Annotated in this window: 11 protein-coding genes; 5 read left to right on the top strand and 6 right to left on the bottom strand. The window is 50.9% G+C overall.

Annotated elements, in window-relative coordinates:
- Positions 1 to 37: 37 nt before the first annotated feature.
- On the bottom strand, positions 38 to 1006 hold the full coding sequence (locus GNP95_RS13805; RefSeq protein WP_155611452.1) for an AraC family transcriptional regulator: 969 nt from the start codon (positions 1004 to 1006) through the stop codon (positions 38 to 40).
- 491 nt (positions 1007 to 1497) lie between these two features.
- Between GNP95_RS13805 and GNP95_RS13800 the strand changes: the two genes are divergently transcribed.
- Positions 1498 to 2817, top strand: coding sequence for a lytic polysaccharide monooxygenase (locus tag GNP95_RS13800; protein ID WP_413773749.1), 1320 nt, complete (start codon positions 1498 to 1500; stop codon positions 2815 to 2817).
- Positions 2818 to 3062: 245 nt separating this feature from the next.
- Complete coding sequence (locus GNP95_RS13795) at positions 3063 to 5303, top strand: alpha/beta hydrolase family protein (protein ID WP_155611451.1); 2241 nt, start codon at positions 3063 to 3065, stop codon at positions 5301 to 5303.
- 103 nt (positions 5304 to 5406) lie between these two features.
- On the opposite strand, the gene GNP95_RS13790 is transcribed toward GNP95_RS13795, so the two are convergent.
- Positions 5407 to 5955 (bottom strand): GbsR/MarR family transcriptional regulator, encoded by a 549-nt coding sequence (locus GNP95_RS13790; RefSeq protein ID WP_155611450.1) that lies wholly within the window; start codon positions 5953 to 5955, stop codon positions 5407 to 5409.
- Between the two features lie 251 nt (positions 5956 to 6206).
- On the opposite strand from GNP95_RS13790, the gene GNP95_RS13785 reads away from it, so the two are divergent.
- Genes GNP95_RS13785 through GNP95_RS13775 form a run of 3 tightly spaced genes read left to right on the top strand, consistent with a single transcriptional unit; the run spans position 6207 to position 9171 of the window.
- Entirely contained in the window at positions 6207 to 7421 is a 1215-nt protein-coding gene (locus tag GNP95_RS13785; RefSeq protein WP_155611449.1) for a quaternary amine ABC transporter ATP-binding protein, read from the top strand.
- Entirely contained in the window at positions 7405 to 8247 is an 843-nt protein-coding gene (locus tag GNP95_RS13780; protein ID WP_155611448.1) for an ABC transporter permease, read from the top strand. The genes GNP95_RS13785 and GNP95_RS13780 overlap by 17 nt, the downstream gene beginning before the upstream one ends.
- Positions 8248 to 8250: 3 nt before the next feature.
- Positions 8251 to 9171 (top strand): glycine betaine ABC transporter substrate-binding protein, encoded by a 921-nt coding sequence (locus GNP95_RS13775; protein ID WP_155611447.1) that lies wholly within the window; start codon positions 8251 to 8253, stop codon positions 9169 to 9171.
- Between the two features lie 163 nt (positions 9172 to 9334).
- Here the strand turns inward: GNP95_RS13775 and GNP95_RS13770 are convergent, their stop codons facing one another.
- From GNP95_RS13770 to GNP95_RS13755, 4 genes are read right to left on the bottom strand one after another with little or no spacing between them, the layout of a single operon-like run.
- Entirely contained in the window at positions 9335 to 10402 is a 1068-nt protein-coding gene (locus GNP95_RS13770) for a glycosyl hydrolase family 18 protein (protein ID WP_155611446.1), read from the bottom strand.
- A gap of 39 nt (positions 10403 to 10441) precedes the next feature.
- Entirely contained in the window at positions 10442 to 12208 is a 1767-nt protein-coding gene (locus GNP95_RS13765) for a polysaccharide deacetylase family protein (protein WP_155611445.1), read from the bottom strand.
- Between the two features lie 39 nt (positions 12209 to 12247).
- Positions 12248 to 14116, bottom strand: a complete 1869-nt coding sequence (locus GNP95_RS13760; RefSeq protein ID WP_330163430.1) for a glycosyltransferase family 2 protein — start codon at positions 14114 to 14116, stop codon at positions 12248 to 12250.
- A gap of 37 nt (positions 14117 to 14153) precedes the next feature.
- On the bottom strand, positions 14154 to 15467 hold the full coding sequence (locus tag GNP95_RS13755; protein ID WP_155611549.1) for a nucleotide sugar dehydrogenase: 1314 nt from the start codon (positions 15465 to 15467) through the stop codon (positions 14154 to 14156).
- Positions 15468 to 15480: the final 13 nt, after the last annotated feature.

The raw sequence follows: 15480 nt of genomic DNA, 5'->3' as shown, positions 1-15480 counted from the left end.
GATTTCTTCTGTAATCAAGCTCAAAGCTGATACAATCTTACTGTTTTGGATCGCCCGCAGAAGATTTGGCGACCTGTTCCCCCTGCAGCCGCCTTCTCATGGCGGTCGGAGTTGCGCCCAAATAATTCAGAAACAGCCGGTTAAAATTCGAGAGATTTCTGAATCCGCACTGCTCGGCGATTTCCAGTACGCTTCGTTCTCCCTGCCCCAGCAGATCGACCGCATGATCAAGCCGAAGCTGAACGAGATAGTGCAGCGGCGAGGTTCCGACCACCTGGTTAAACAGCGCGCTGAAGCGGGACGGGCTCAAGTGAGCGATCTCCGCCATCTCCTTCAGCGTCCATGGACGGGAAACTTCGGCCTCCAACGCCAAAATGACCGCTCTCATCTGCTCCAACTGTCTGCGGCCGGAAGCAGAGCGGTTTGTTTTTGCGCTAGTAGTTAGGCTTGTAGTTTCCCCCATTCCTGTGGCTCCGCCGGCAATGATGTCTTGAAGCCTGAAGCTGCGGTTCACCTCGCCCAGCAGCTGCAGTAATAAACCGCGAATGATTGAGGCATGCGACGGCTTTTGGGCCGCAAATTCGGCATAGATCGTCTCGATGTATCCGGCCAGCCGCTTGCTTCCTGGAAATTCATGTGAAATATGATTTGAAAAGTGAGACCCGGTGTCGCGGAACGGCAGCAAAATTTCCGGATCATACCTTTGCTCGGTGGCAAGCAAAGCCGGCTCCATCATCAGGATGACCATCTCCAGGTCATTCCCTTCGTAGGCACGATGCAGATCCTCCGAATTGATCAGGAAAATATCGCCCGCGCTGAACGGATATTCCTGCCCATTGATGACATAAATTCCACTGCCGCAGGTAATCCAGTTGATCTCGAGCGCCCGGTGCCAATGAAGCCGCTGGAATAGCGGGGATACTCCTTCTGTTTTCGAGACATGCAGCGGAAATTGCGGGGGCAGATTAATTTGATCTCGCTGAATGGAAATGGATGACGGCTTCAATTTTTTTACCTCCTGTTGTCGGGTTCCCGTTCTTGATAAATAAGGGGCTTGTATGCTTCCGTAAAAATTCCGCAAAAAAAATAGGCTTGACGAGCAGCATCCAGAACGTTACTATGTTACTTAAATTTGTTAACGATTTGTAATAACTGTTTATATTCGGAATTAAAACCATAATTCTACATAGTGGTTTTTTGGTCCTTTTTGGTGATTTATGCTGATTTTCATCATACTTTGCCACTAACCTAGATATGAACTCTGTCACAAACTGTTGCCAATCGGAGCTCCTTGGAACAGTACCTAGACTAGAGTTTATATATAAAATCAACTTCGCAAGGAGGTGCTCTTAGGTAAAGACGACCTGCAAATTCATTGTATAAGGAGGTAGTCCTGCATTGTCAACCATACTGAAGCACAGCTATACAGACGCTATCATTCAATTTGAGAAGGGGGCTAACGTAATGTCAGCTATTCGTATATCACACTCGGTTATTATGAAAGCGATTACTTCTTTTGGCGTAATGATTTTATTGTCTTTTTTAATGATTTTGTTTGCTGAACAAGCATCGGCACACGGTTATGTAGACAGTCCGGGCAGCCGGGCGATTCTATGTAAAAATGGGCAAAACACCGACTGCGGTGCGATTATTTATGAGCCGCAAAGCTTGGAAGCACCGAAGGGTTTCCCTCAGGCTGGCCCTGCGGATGGCAAGATCGCCAGTGCAAACGGAGCTTTTCCTAAATTGGACGAGCAGTCCGCTACACGCTGGACAAAGGTGAACATCAATGCGGGTACGAATACGTTCAATTGGAAGCTTACCGCTGCTCATGCAACCGCCAGCTGGAAATACTATATCACGAAAGATAACTGGGATCCGAATGCACCTCTTTCCAGAAACTCCTTTGATCTGACTCCATTTTGCTCCGTAGACTATGGTGGTGCACGCCCTCCATTCGAATATTCGAATACCTGCAATGTTCCGCAGCGCAGCGGATACCATGTCATCCTGGCAGTTTGGGAAGTCGCTGATACGGCGAATGCCTTCTACAATGTCATCGATGTCAATTTCGGCGGTAGTAATCCCCCTTCCGATACGATTGCTCCAAGCGTGCCTGGAGCTCTAACATCTACTGGCGCTACTTCAACAAGTGTGTCCTTGGCTTGGAATGCATCTACGGATAACATTGGCGTTACCGGATATGAAATTTACAACGGCAGCTCGCGTGTCGCAACGGTTCCCGGCTCTGCATTGAGCTATACCGTTACAGGATTAACCGCAAATACTTCATATACCTTCACCGTGAAAGCTAAAGACGCCGCTGGCAACCTGTCGAATGCCAGTAATCCGGTGACCGTAAGGACGGAAGGAGTTATTGCGGACACTGAAGCCCCTACAGCTCCCGGCAATCTGCATGTCATGGGTACGCCTACTTCTTCCAGCGTCTCTTTGATGTGGAGTCCCTCCACGGATAACGTGGGCGTAGCAGGTTACCGCATCTACAACGGTACGGCTCTGGTTGCGACGGTGTCCGGTACGACCACCGATCATGTCGTTACAGGACTTAGCGCAAATTCGACATATACTTTCACAGTTCGAGCCTTCGACGTTGCTGGCAACCAATCCGCTGCAAGCAATTCGGTCAGCGCCAAGACGGCCGAAGCACCGGCAGCCCAGGCATGGGAGCCGAATACGGCTTACACAGCAGGAACGCTTGTAACGTATAATGGCTCGGTATATGAATGCCGCCAGGCCCATACTTCCCTGCAAGGATGGGAACCAGACAATACGCCAGCCTTATGGCTTTTGAAGTAGAACCGGATGACTGATCCGGCATGATATAGCTGAAGCAGCCTCGCCCCTTTTAACTGCCGATCAACAACCTCCAGGTTGATCCATCGGCAGCTAAAGGGGCTATGCCACGTTTATGGCGGAATACATATATATTGAACTAAATCCAACATTCCTCTAACATCCGGGTCAATCCAGCGACTACTAGCTTTCCAGCTGGGTGAAGCATGTTACAATGAATAGAGATCAATAACCGGGTGGGAGAAACCATGGAACTTCAGCAGATTCAAACCGAATACATTCCCTTAAAGCCGCCGCTGCGCGCGCGGCTTGGCCGTAGAATCCGCGAAACCTACCGCTATGATAACGTTTTTTGGCGAATGGCTGTCGTCGGCCCATGGGGAGCGGCGATGTTCGTCTTTGCTTTGGCTGCGCTGGGCATGCCTACCGGCTTCGGCGCTCTGACGGATATTCTGGCCTTTATCTCCGTGGGGACGACAGGGCTGTTTATCGCCGCCCATTTGGCTGCCGTACTGCTCGCGCTAATCGGCCTGCCGCTTCCCCGGCTTTATGCCGGAACAGTGATATATACGCTTACGGTCATTTTCTTTATTTTTTGGCAGGATCATGATGCGGTTATCTCCGCTGTTACTGCAATTGTCCTCACGCTGACGGGCATCGCGCTGGGAATCGGCGCCGGAATGCTTCGTACCCGATTTAGCCGACGGCTGAGATTCTATGCTGCCGCCGTGCTTGGGGTTCTATGCGTGTCCGCGGCGGTATGGCCTGCAGACAATCCGGCGGCATACCCGGGCATATCAAAACACGCAGCGCCAATCGAAGCGGAGAATCCTGCCAGACCGGGACATTACAGCTATATTGCGTTCGACTACGGAAGCGGAAACGATTATTGGCGAACGGAATACGGCAAGGAGGTCGATCTTGTTTCGACTTCAGTAGACGCCTCCCTATATATTAAGAAATGGCCTGCTTTCCGTACGCGCTACTGGGGATTCGATCAAAGCTCGCTTCCCCTGAACGGCAGAGTTTGGATGCCCGAAGGGAACGGTCCCTTTCCGCTGGTGCTCATGGTCCACGGCAACCACCTGATGGAGGATTTCTCCGATGAGGGCTATGGCTATTTAGGCGAACTCCTGGCCAGTCGGGGCTTCATCGCTGTATCGGTCGATGAGAATTATCTGAATTACTCCGTCTGGACCGGGATTCCGGACAACGACATGAAAGTCCGAGCATGGATCTTGCTTAAGCATCTGCAACAGATCGAAAGCTATGCAGGCGATGCAGCAACCCCTTTTTACCAGAAGGTGAGTTTTAAGCAAATCGGATTAATCGGACATTCCCGGGGCGGCCAGGCGGTAGCCATGGCGAAGGATGCGGGACGCTGGTTCAGTGCGGATGAGACGCTGGGCGACTTGGAGCGTTTCAACATTCAAGCCATCATAGCGATTTCGCCTACGGACAAGAAGGTGGACGGAGAGTTTGCCAGAATCAAGGACGTCAGTTACTTGGCTCTGCAAGGGGCGCGGGACGCGGATGTGAATGATTTTGACGGCGATCGTCAGTATATTAGGACTTCCTTCACGAAACCATCCGCTCACTTCAAGTCTTCCATATATATCGCGGACGCCAATCACAGCCAATTCAACACCGAATGGGGCTTTCGGGATATCAGCTTTCCGAAGGGAATCTTCTTGAACCAGCAGGCGATCATCGGTCCCAAAGAACAGCGGGAGATTGCCAAGATATACGTCTCAGCCTTCCTGGAGTCAACGCTTCACGGGAATGAGAGCTACTTGCCTTTATTCCAGGATTACAGGACAGGAATTCACTGGCTTCCCGCGGATACCGGATATTTCGGCCGCTTTGAGGGCGCTCTTTTCCACAATGTGGCCTGGTATGATGAAGATTTGAACCGGGGCACGCTTCCATACGGCGGTTTGGCCCAAGGCAATCATTTGACCTGGGTAGAAGAAGAGGTCAAAAACCGCAAATCCGTAAACAAAGGAACCCGGGGCATAACCTTGGAATGGGCAGATAGAGCAAACAACGAGGAGCCTGCTTCCTATTCGTTATCATGGAACTCCTCCTTCCTGCCAAGGAAGATGAGCACACCGCCCGAAATCCTTTCGTTTTCAATAGCTGACCGCAGCTTCGAGCTCACTGATCCGGCGGCATCCTCGGCCGGGCTGCAGGCTGAAGTGGAACTGCAGAGCACAAACGGCGAAACGGCCCGTATATCGCTAGCCGACTATATAAAAATTGCATCGCCGCCGGATGTTGCCTTTACAATCCTTCCTTGGGTGGAGAAACGCCTATCCGACGGCAAATACAAATATCCGCAGGAGGCGGTATTTCAGACGGTAATGCTGGACTTGGCAGAGTTCGCCAAAATCAATCCCGAGCTGGATTTGTCTGCGCTTAAGGGGATTACCTTCTACTTTTCCGAAGGTCCGGGCAAGATCATGCTCGATGATATCGGTATATACTAAGCAACAATGCGGAGATAACACGAGAAAAACCGCCATCCCTGCAGCACCGGTGCCGGGGATGGCGGTTTTGTTGCGGCTGATAGCCAGCTTTTAACTATGTGCCCTACTCTTTTGGAACTAACTGGTATATCTCGCCGCTTTCCATTGCATCAATCAAACGGTCAAGCCACTCGTAGTACTTAACGGCATCAATCATTTTCTTGCGATCCTCCTCAAGGATAGCCGTAATGACTCCTTCTGGTTCAGAGGCCAGCCATTTATTTATCTCCTCGATCGACCTGCGCAGGATGAGGATGTTGGATTCCACTGCTTTTCTCCACTTGATCGCGAAGTAATCTGTAAACGTCTGATGCCAGTCGTACTCGACCTCATATAAATCTTTGCGGGAGCCTTTCTCCCACACTTTGTTCACCATTTTAAGATCAAGCAGAGTCCGCACGCCCGTGCTCATGCTTGTCTTGCTCATCTTCATCTCCAGACCCATTTCATCGAGTGTCATCGGTTTATCTGCAAAAAAAAGCAGACCGTAAAGATGACCTGTCGACAACGAAATCCCGTATAAATCCATGTTTCTGCCAATGGCTTCAATAACCCGTTTACGTACTTTCATTATATCCGCCTGCTGCTCTGGGGTGAGCTGGTCCAAGCCCATGCTTGCAACCTCCTATCACGATACTTCTTATATCTTAAAAAAAGGCCAGATAAAAGTAAAGTGGCGGCTTAGCGAGCATTTGTAAGGATAAGGGAGCATATACACCATTCACTCTGTACAGTTTTTTCTGTACGTTCTATATGAACCGTATTAACGGTTGTTTAGATTCCCCTTTTTTTGTTAGACTAAGTACCATGTGAGGCTGCAGGCCCGTGCAACCTTAGAATTCCATTAGAAAAGGAGTGGATAATTTGGATGAACCCATTCTAGAAGTAAAGCAAGTTACCAAACTGTTTGGCCCGAATGCAGAGCAGGGACTTCAGCTGCTTGAGCAGGGACAAACGAAGGAGCAGTTGGCTAGCCGCGGCATTACCGTTGGCGTGAATCGGGTCAGCCTGGACATTCGTCAGGGAGAAATCTTCGTCATTATGGGACTATCGGGAAGCGGTAAGTCGACCCTCGTCCGGATGCTGAACCGGCTAATCGAACCGACCTCAGGTCAAATTCTCATTCACGGTCAGGATTTGCTGAAAATGAACAAAGCCCAGCTGCGGAAAATACGTCAAAAGAGCATCAGTATGGTGTTTCAGAAATTTGCGCTGTTTCCACACAGAACAGTGCTGCAAAACGTTGAGTATGGCCTGGAAATCCAAAAAATCGACGCAAATACCCGAAAGCAGAAAGCAGAACAAGCACTGGAACTTGTCGGGCTAAAGGGCTGGGGTGACAAAATGCCGGATGAACTCAGCGGCGGCATGCAGCAAAGAGTTGGCCTCGCCAGAGCCTTGGCCAATGACCCAGAGGTGCTGCTGATGGATGAAGCATTCAGCGCTCTCGACCCCTTAATACGCCGGGATATGCAGGATGAGCTGATCGAGCTGCAGGAAAAAATGAAGAAGACGATCGTCTTTATTACGCATGACCTTGATGAGGCCTTGCGGATCGGGGATCGGATCGCCTTGATGAAAGATGGCTCGCTCATCCAAATTGGCACGCCTGAAGAAATGCTCACTCAGCCGGCTAACCATTATGTCGAACGATTTATTGAAGATGTGGATCTCTCGAAGGTGCTGACCGCTTCGCATGTAATGCGCAGACCCGAGACCATTACGCTGGATCGTGGTCCGCGGGTAGCCTTGCAGTTGATGCGGGAACGGGGAATATCGAATCTCTTCGTCGTCGATCGCTCCATGCGTTTGCTTGGCGTCATTACCGCAGAGGATGCGTCCGACGCGAACAAGACAGGCAAAACGCTTTCGGATATTCTGATCAGCGATAGCCCGCAAGTACCGCCGGATACTGTTCTTAGTGACTTATTCGAAGCGACCAGCTCCACTAAGGTGCCGCTGGCTGTTGTCGATGAGCAGAGACGGCTGCTGGGCGTTATTGTACGGGGTGCCGTGTTAGGCGCGCTTGCAGGAGATGTCCGCGATATGGAGGTGAAGCAGCATGAACTTCATTCCTAAAATTCCTCTCGCGGATTGGATCGAATTAATCGTAGATTGGATGGAATCCAATCTGGGGGGCTTTTTCGAGGGGCTGTCCAAGATCATTGAAAGTGTTGTCGAGTTCTTCTCGTGGTTATTTCTTTTACCGCACCCGCTACTATTCATCGCTATATTCGGTGTCCTGGCCTACCTGATCGGAAGAGTACCGCTTACGTTATTTACAGTGATCGGCTTCCTGCTGATCGACAATCTCGGCTATTGGACGGAAACGATGAATACGTTAGGCCTCGTAGTCACTTCCGGCATTATTTCAGTGGTCTTAGGTATCCCTATCGGAATATGGAGTGCCTATAGTAAAACTACTCACCGCATTATTTCACCTTTGCTTGATTTCATGCAAACGATGCCTGCATTTGTCTACCTTCTGCCTGCCGTGACTTTCTTTAGTCTCGGGGTAGTGCCGGGAGTAATCGCATCTGTCATCTTCGCGATTCCGCCGACAATCCGCTTGACCTATCTCGGTATCAAGCAGGTATCCGGCGAGCTTACCGAAGCGGCCGATGCCTTCGGTTCGACCTCGTGGCAGAAGCTGTTTAAAGTGGAGTTGCCTCTGGCAATGCCTACGATGATGGCCGGCATAAATCAGACGATCATGCTGTCGCTTTCGATGGTCGTTATCGCTTCGATGATCGGTGCGCAAGGAATTGGAGCAACGGTATACCGCGCGGTGACCCAGCTCAAGATCGGGCAGGGCTTCGAAGCCGGATTGGCTGTCGTCGTACTTGCTATTGTGCTGGACCGCTTTTCGCAAAATTTATTCAAATCCAAAAAAAGAGGTGCATAATTTATGAGGAACAGGAAAACAAATATATGGATGTTGCTAAGCTTGGCAGCCGTACTGCTGCTGTCCGCCTGCGGAAATTCAGGAAATGCTGGGAGTAACGCCGGCAATGCTGCTGGAAATGCCGGAGGCAAGTCATTGGGTGACCAAGTGAAGCATGAAATTATCGGCATTGATCCTGGTGCCGGCATCATGAAGGCGGCTAGCGCGGCCATCGAGGAATACGGCCTTTCCGACTGGACACTGATCGAAGGCTCCAGCGCGGCCATGACGGCAACATTGGCCAAGGCGATCAAATCCGAGCAGCCAATCATTATTACAGGCTGGACGCCGCACTGGATGTTCGCTAAATATGATCTGAAATATTTGGAGGATCCAAAGAAAGTATTTGGAGAGGCGGAGGAAATCCATACCGTCGTTCGCAAAGGGCTGAAGGAAGCTCATCCGGAAGCCTATGAATTCCTGGATCGCTTCGAGTGGACTTCGGACGAGATGGGCGAAATCATGACGGCCATCCAGGAAGGACAGGATCCAGCGGAAGCGGCCAAAGCCTGGGCCGAAAGCCATAGCGACCGTGTTGACGCTTGGACGGCGGATATTCAGCCGGTAAACGGCGACACCTTTAAGCTCAGCTATGTAGCTTGGGATTCCGAAATCGCCAGCACAAATCTGATTCAATACGTTTTGGAGAGCCGCCTTGGATATAAGGTAACTGCGCTTCAGGTAGAAGCAGGCCCTATGTGGACTGGCGTAGCCAACGGCGATGTGGATGCGACGGCTGCAGCTTGGCTGCCGCTGACCCATGCTGATTACTGGGATAAGTACAAGGACCAGGTAGAGGATCTTGGCGCAAATATGACCGGAGTCCGTACCGGACTTGTCGTTCCGTCCTATGTAGAAGCCAACTCCATCGAAGACTTGAAATAATTCTCATTATGTAAAAATACAACTCAATCTTGCGGCCATTCATTTGGCCTAACGGCATAGAACCCATCCCGCTGAAGCGGGATGGGTTCCTTTATAAAAAAGGGAGTACCTATACTTTAACTGCCCTTCCTTAATGCCACATTATCATAACCTGAAAAAGAAATTAAAAATGGTTTTTTTTCAGCTTATTGAGCGTACCCTGTTCGAACTCGCCCAGCCTCCATAAAACGATATTATCATACCCCGACTGCTGGGCTATGTGAATCCATTGCGATATCGTCTCCCCATCCGCATACCAGACGGTATGCTTCAGACCCTCTTCATCCTTATAAGAAAAATAGAGGCTTCCGCTAGCCTTATCCCTCATCGGTACGGCCGTACTGCTCTGCCGCAGCAGCTCTGCCGCCTGCTTCTCCGTCAAGGAGGTCACCTTCCCGCCATCCGTCCAGTCAAAGCCGCCAACCGAGAAAGCGATCGCCGCTTCGCCTGGCAGCACTTTCATGCGGGAAGCCAGCTTCCTAATAAACGCATGATCCGCTTTCGGACCTGGACCGCTATGGCTGCCGAACAAATTGTAAGCCATCATCACATACACCGGACCTTCAGGCAGCGCCAGCCGCTCTATTGGGGTACGCGGCTCCAATATAACGCGGAGCGACTTCTCTTTGGCGTGCAGGCGTTCATACAACTTTGCATAAAAAATGCAGAGCTTCTCCCAGTCCGCGTCCCCGATCTTCTCAAAGTCCATCTCAACCCCGTCAAATCCGTACCGTTCTACGGTGTCGATAATCTCTTCGATATGCTGCTCCTGACTTTCCCGCGTGGCCAAAATACGAGAGACAATGCCCGGATCCTTCTGCACTGCCGTTCCATCCGGGTTCCAGCGGTCATTGACGATCGTCAAATCCACGTACTTTACGCCGCCTTTCCGCGCCGTCTCGAATATATGCGGAAGCGCCTTATGCATGTCGTCGGTAAAATAGAGACGGTTCTCGCTGTCGAAGTAAGCGGCAAACGCCTGCAGACGATCGAGATTCCTGCTCATCTGCTGTAAATCAGCCACACCGGATTCCCATTTCCAATCAACGACCCAAGCGGACATTTCCAAATCATGCTCCACGGTCACCGCCCGGATCGTTTGCTCCTCATTCTCCTGCCTGTAAAACCATATAATACCCGCGATAATGACTATAATTACAGCAGCCATAATATATACCCATCGTCTCGTCATCTATTCTCTGACACCTTTCTCTTCTTTCTAGTCCCGGTATTAGAAGGTGTCCATCACCCAAGTTATGGAAGCGTCCAACCCTTTTTTGAGGCCGTGCACGATACCCTGAAAGCCAGTGATTCTATGGCTGAACACGACATCAGGACTGCCGTCCTCCTTCGTCATCCGCGCCACTTCGAAATCCTCGAATACACCGTCGTAAATATCGTCCTTCTTATTTTGCCCGCTGTATTCCGCTTCAAGGGCAATGCCGCCGTATTTCACCACACCGTCAAGCGCCAGTCCGCCAGCAATGCGATCGCCGTCGACTACGATGGTCAGCTGGTCCCCGCTCAGCTCCACCTGCAATTGCCTTATCTGCCGAATATTCGTCGGGTACTCTTCCTCCTGCGGCCCGGCGCTTGCGGCAATTTGTTCCTTCGTGTATACCGAAGCCTTAGAAAAAGCGAGATCCTCTTCACTCCAAGCAATCGGCTGCAGCGGGCTGGAGAATACGCGTTCGGCCTTACCGCCAGCTTTCTGCTGTTCGACATGCAGCTGGTTGTTCTCGAGGACCACCCTTAGAAAAGCTCCCGCCCGCCGGTCATAGCGGACATATACGGTCTGCTTGCCGACGACATTCCCCGCTAATTTGTAGGAGATTACCGTATTCTCGCTGCTCTCGCTATTGCTCAAGTACAGCATGCCTGGGGCTGCCGGAGGGGAAGTCAGAATAATCCGATTGTCAGCAAACTGCGCCGCTCCGCCAACGAGCTGCCAAGGTTCGGCAAGCCGTGCGTCGCCGCGGACAAACTGCATCTTCTCTCCCGTATCCTTCTGTATTTTCATCAGCAAATGATTGGTGTACCAGTACGGAGCCGCCTGTACCCGCGTCAAATCATACACATCTGCATCAGCAGAGTTAAAGGCCTCGCCTTCCCGATTGAAATGAATACTGAACAGCTGCTCGATGTTCGTGTTGTTTGCGTGAGCGACCAGCGGGTTCATGCCGTTGTTCAAGGCGTTTGCGTGCATGATCATATATACTTGAGGCACGAACCCCAGCTTGCTGGTATAGATGTCCTTCATCGCGGCATAATCGCTATGAATCCGCGCTTCCATCTCCGTTCGATTCTCCGCCGGGATCATGTTCTCGTCCCGAATGAAATCCATCAAATAATGGTTATAGTACTCGATATGCTCCTTATTGGTTAATTCGTTCTCTTCCTTCATTCCAATGAAGCTGCCCTGATCATCAAAAATATTGATGTACGTCAGCCGGTTTCCATTGGTCCCCAGCTCCCAGTAGCCTGATTTCATCATGTTCAGCATCTCTTTTGGCTGCACGAACTTGCGCTCGCTCTTTCCCATTTTGTTCGCATAAGAGAAAAACGTCGCCTTGTAATTATATTTCTCCAACAGCGGTTGGGAGTACAGGCTGGAGTCGTTTCGTCCATCCTCAAACGATAAGTACAGCGCTTTGTCAGGCAGCGGCTTATGATGAAAATAGAAATCCAAAATATCCTGCTGCGATATCGTAACGTAGCCCTGGTCATATAGAGCCTTCAAATGCTGATCAAGCTCGCTCTTGGCCACCAGCTTCGGCGTGGCTGAACGTCCTACCCCGAAATAAGATATGGCGATAAAGCCTTTGCTATTGCGCCATTCGGATTTGTCAGGCTCCTCATATCGCCGGATTCCGAACAAGGCGTTGAACAGCAATACGCCCACGACCAGCAAAATCGCACTTTGCACGATGGTCCTGATCCATTTTCTGCGATTTTTCTTGCGATAATCCAGGGCAGAGTTCCGGTTCTTCTTTAACATTTCTGCCATCCTCACTCTATGAATCTTCAGGCGATTGCTTTAGAACGGCAATCCGATTCTTTTTTTATTTTTTTGTTTTCGCGCTTCCTTCTTCTCTCTAGCTTCAATATCCTGCGGCGTCTCCCTTGTCCCCCAGGTAGACTTCCAGAACGTCACCCAAGCCACCGGCATCTGCCACAGCAGCACAGCCTCGTAAAATACGCAGAATATCAGTCCGTAAACCCACAGCCTGCTCTTGCGGAACAATAGATGGGCCAGACTCATCAGCAGTCCCATGAGAAGCAGCCCCATCAGAAACGTGCCCGGGAAAATCTGATAAGCTAGCGGGACATAAACCAGGTTGTACAGCACGACAACCGGCGCCGCGATCGGCACGATAACCCCGACGTAGAAAAATAGCGACATAAAAGGCTCTTTACGCCAAATAAACCCCGAGGCCCGCAGCGACTCGCGCAGCCATGAACGCTTCCAGCGCATTTGCTGCTTCAGGAACACGCTCATCTTCGACGGCACAATCGTGGAGCAAATCGCACTATCCTGGTAGCCAGTACGATGCGTCTTTAAAATAAAATTCGTCATGCTCCGGTCATCGCCAAAGGTCGCCGGCTGTCCCAGGAACTTCTGGTTCAGCCACGCTTCGGAATGCTGCAGTACAAGGTCCTTGCGATAACAGGACAGCGGGCCGGACAGGCAGGTGACGCTATCGAAATACGATTCCGCTGCCTTCATAATGCGAAACGCGATATAATAACGTACGGTTTGCAGCTTCGTGATCGAATTCGTATATTTGTTCTCGACATCCGTACGACCGGCGACGCCGCCCATACGCGGGTCCTGGAACGGCTGTACTAAATGCTTGATGGCCGTCGGCTCCAGGAAGCTGTCAGAATCCACGAAGACGACGAGATCATGCTTCGCCATTTCCACGCCCTTCACCAATGCGACCCGCTTGCCCCCGTTCTCCGGCAACACGACCATCTTCAGCCTTTCCTTGGTGGCGTAGCGCTCTGCTTCCTGGTGAACCATCTCTATCGTCCTGCGGATTTCCTCGGCGGAATGATCGGTCGACCGGTCATCGACGACGATCACCTCCAGCTTATCGACCGGATAATCCTGGTTGATGCAGCTTAGTATCGTCCGGTGAATCCACTCAGCTTCATTGAAGCACGGGATAATGATGCTCACGCCCGGCGTATAATCCGGATTGACCGGCACGTCCCGGTAAAACGCCCCAAACAAATACCGGCTCAGCAAAAAGATCGCCGCGATCAAACTATATAAATACAGCCAGAAATTGTATTTAAAATAAATGACGCTCTCCACGCGCATCAGCATAATGATGGCGACGGCGATGAACAACATTCCGCTCGCCGTATAAATCGAATACCCCCAGCGTTTCTTCTGGAAATACTCGGTCAGCGGCTTTGCAAATTGCAGGGCAACCCTCTGTTTAATCTGTCCCTCCGCCTCCTGCGTAAACAGGCGGACAACGTCCGTGCCTAGCCTGACGGAAGACTCGAAGCCCTCTGGCATCGTTCCCGGCGGGATATGGCAGCGAAGCTCATAACGGTCGCCTACCTCAAACTTGCCCGCTTCAGTACCCAATTCAATCAATATACCCGTTGACGATATATCGACGGCCCGGGCCTGAATGCCTGCCTTTTTCTTTTCTCCCTCGGGAATTAGCAGAACGTCGAAATCCGCGATATAACGAAGGCTGAGCAGCCGCAGCTTCTCCCGGGAATCCGAATCATTGCCGTCCAGCTCCGGCTCCAGCCCATCGCCCCTCAGTCCTCTGCGGTCGAGCCGTCCCCGAATATTCTCAGGATCAGGCACATGCGACAATGTACGCCTGTCAACTTTAGGTATTGTCAGTACTTCTTCCTTTTTCTTCTTACTTTTAATCACTATTTGCGTCCCCAATCATTATTGGTATACCTGCAGCCTACAGCCTCCAGTAGTAGAAACCGCTGTGTTCATACTCCGCTTTGGAGTATATCCCTTTGACATCAATCATGATCTTCGTCTGGCTGCCATTGTACATTTTCTTAAAATCCTCAATTCCCATTTCGGCAAAAGGCGTATGCGGAACCGCGACAATGACAACGTTCAAGTCCTTGAAGGAGGACATATCCGCTAATTCGAGGCCGTATTCCTCGTAAGCCTCCTGCGGATCTACCAGCGGGTCGGCGACTAATGTCGTCACCCCATAATCCTTCAGTTCGTTAATAATGTCCGTGACCTTTGTGTTCCGGATGTCCGCGCAATTTTCCTTGAAAGCCAGGCCCAGCAGGCCGATTCTCGTATTCCGGATATCGAGCTGCTGCCGGACCAATATTTTAATAATACTGTCCGCAATGTAGGCTCCCATGCTGTCGTTGATATGCCGCCCTGCCAAGATGATTTTCGAATGGTAGCCCGTATCCTCTGCTTTATAAGTTAAATAATAAGGATCTATGCCAATACAGTGCCCGCCTACCAAACCAGGGGTGAAATGCAGAAAATTCCACTTCGTCCCCGCCGCCTCCAGCACGGACTTCGTGTCGATACCCATGCGATGAAACACCATCGATAGTTCGTTCATGAAGGCGATATTGATGTCCCTCTGCGCATTTTCAATAACCTTGGCTGCCTCGGCGACCTTGATGCTCTCCGCCCGGTATACGCCGGCTTCAATTACAAGCTCGTATACCCGTGCGATCAACTCCCGCGCATCATCGTCAATGCCGGATACGATCTTCACAATATTCTCCAGACGGTGGACTTTATCGCCCGGATTGATCCGTTCAGGCGAATAGCCTACCTTAAAATCGACTCCGCACCTCAAACCCGATTCCTCTTCGAGAATAGGTATGCATACGTCCTCCGTGACGCCGGGATATACCGTGGATTCATATACGACGACCGCCCCCTGGGTCAGCTTCTTTCCGACGATTCGGCTGGCGCTCTGCACATACTTCAAATCCGGCACATTTCCGCTTTGAATCGGGGTTGGTACGGCCACGAGAAAGAAACGAGTTCCTTCCAGCATCTCCTCCTCGGAGGTAAACTTCACGCTGCATTTCCGAATGACGTCGTCGCCCACATCGCCTGTCACATCGATTCCCGTCAGGTAACTATCTATTTTCCTGCGGTTCACATCAAATCCAATCACATTGGTTTTTCTCGAAAAAGCGACTGCGATCGGCAGGCCGACATACCCGAGTCCAATGACGGCAATTCCTTCGCGCCGATTAACGATATCTTCGTACAATCCCATTTCTCCATCCCCG

The sequence above is a fragment of the Paenibacillus woosongensis genome, from assembly GCF_009725165.1.
Taxonomy (GTDB): Bacteria; Bacillota; Bacilli; order Paenibacillales; family Paenibacillaceae; genus Fontibacillus; species Fontibacillus woosongensis.
The sequence above is the reverse complement of the archived record's forward strand: the minus strand, read 5'-3'. Positions and strand labels throughout refer to the sequence as shown.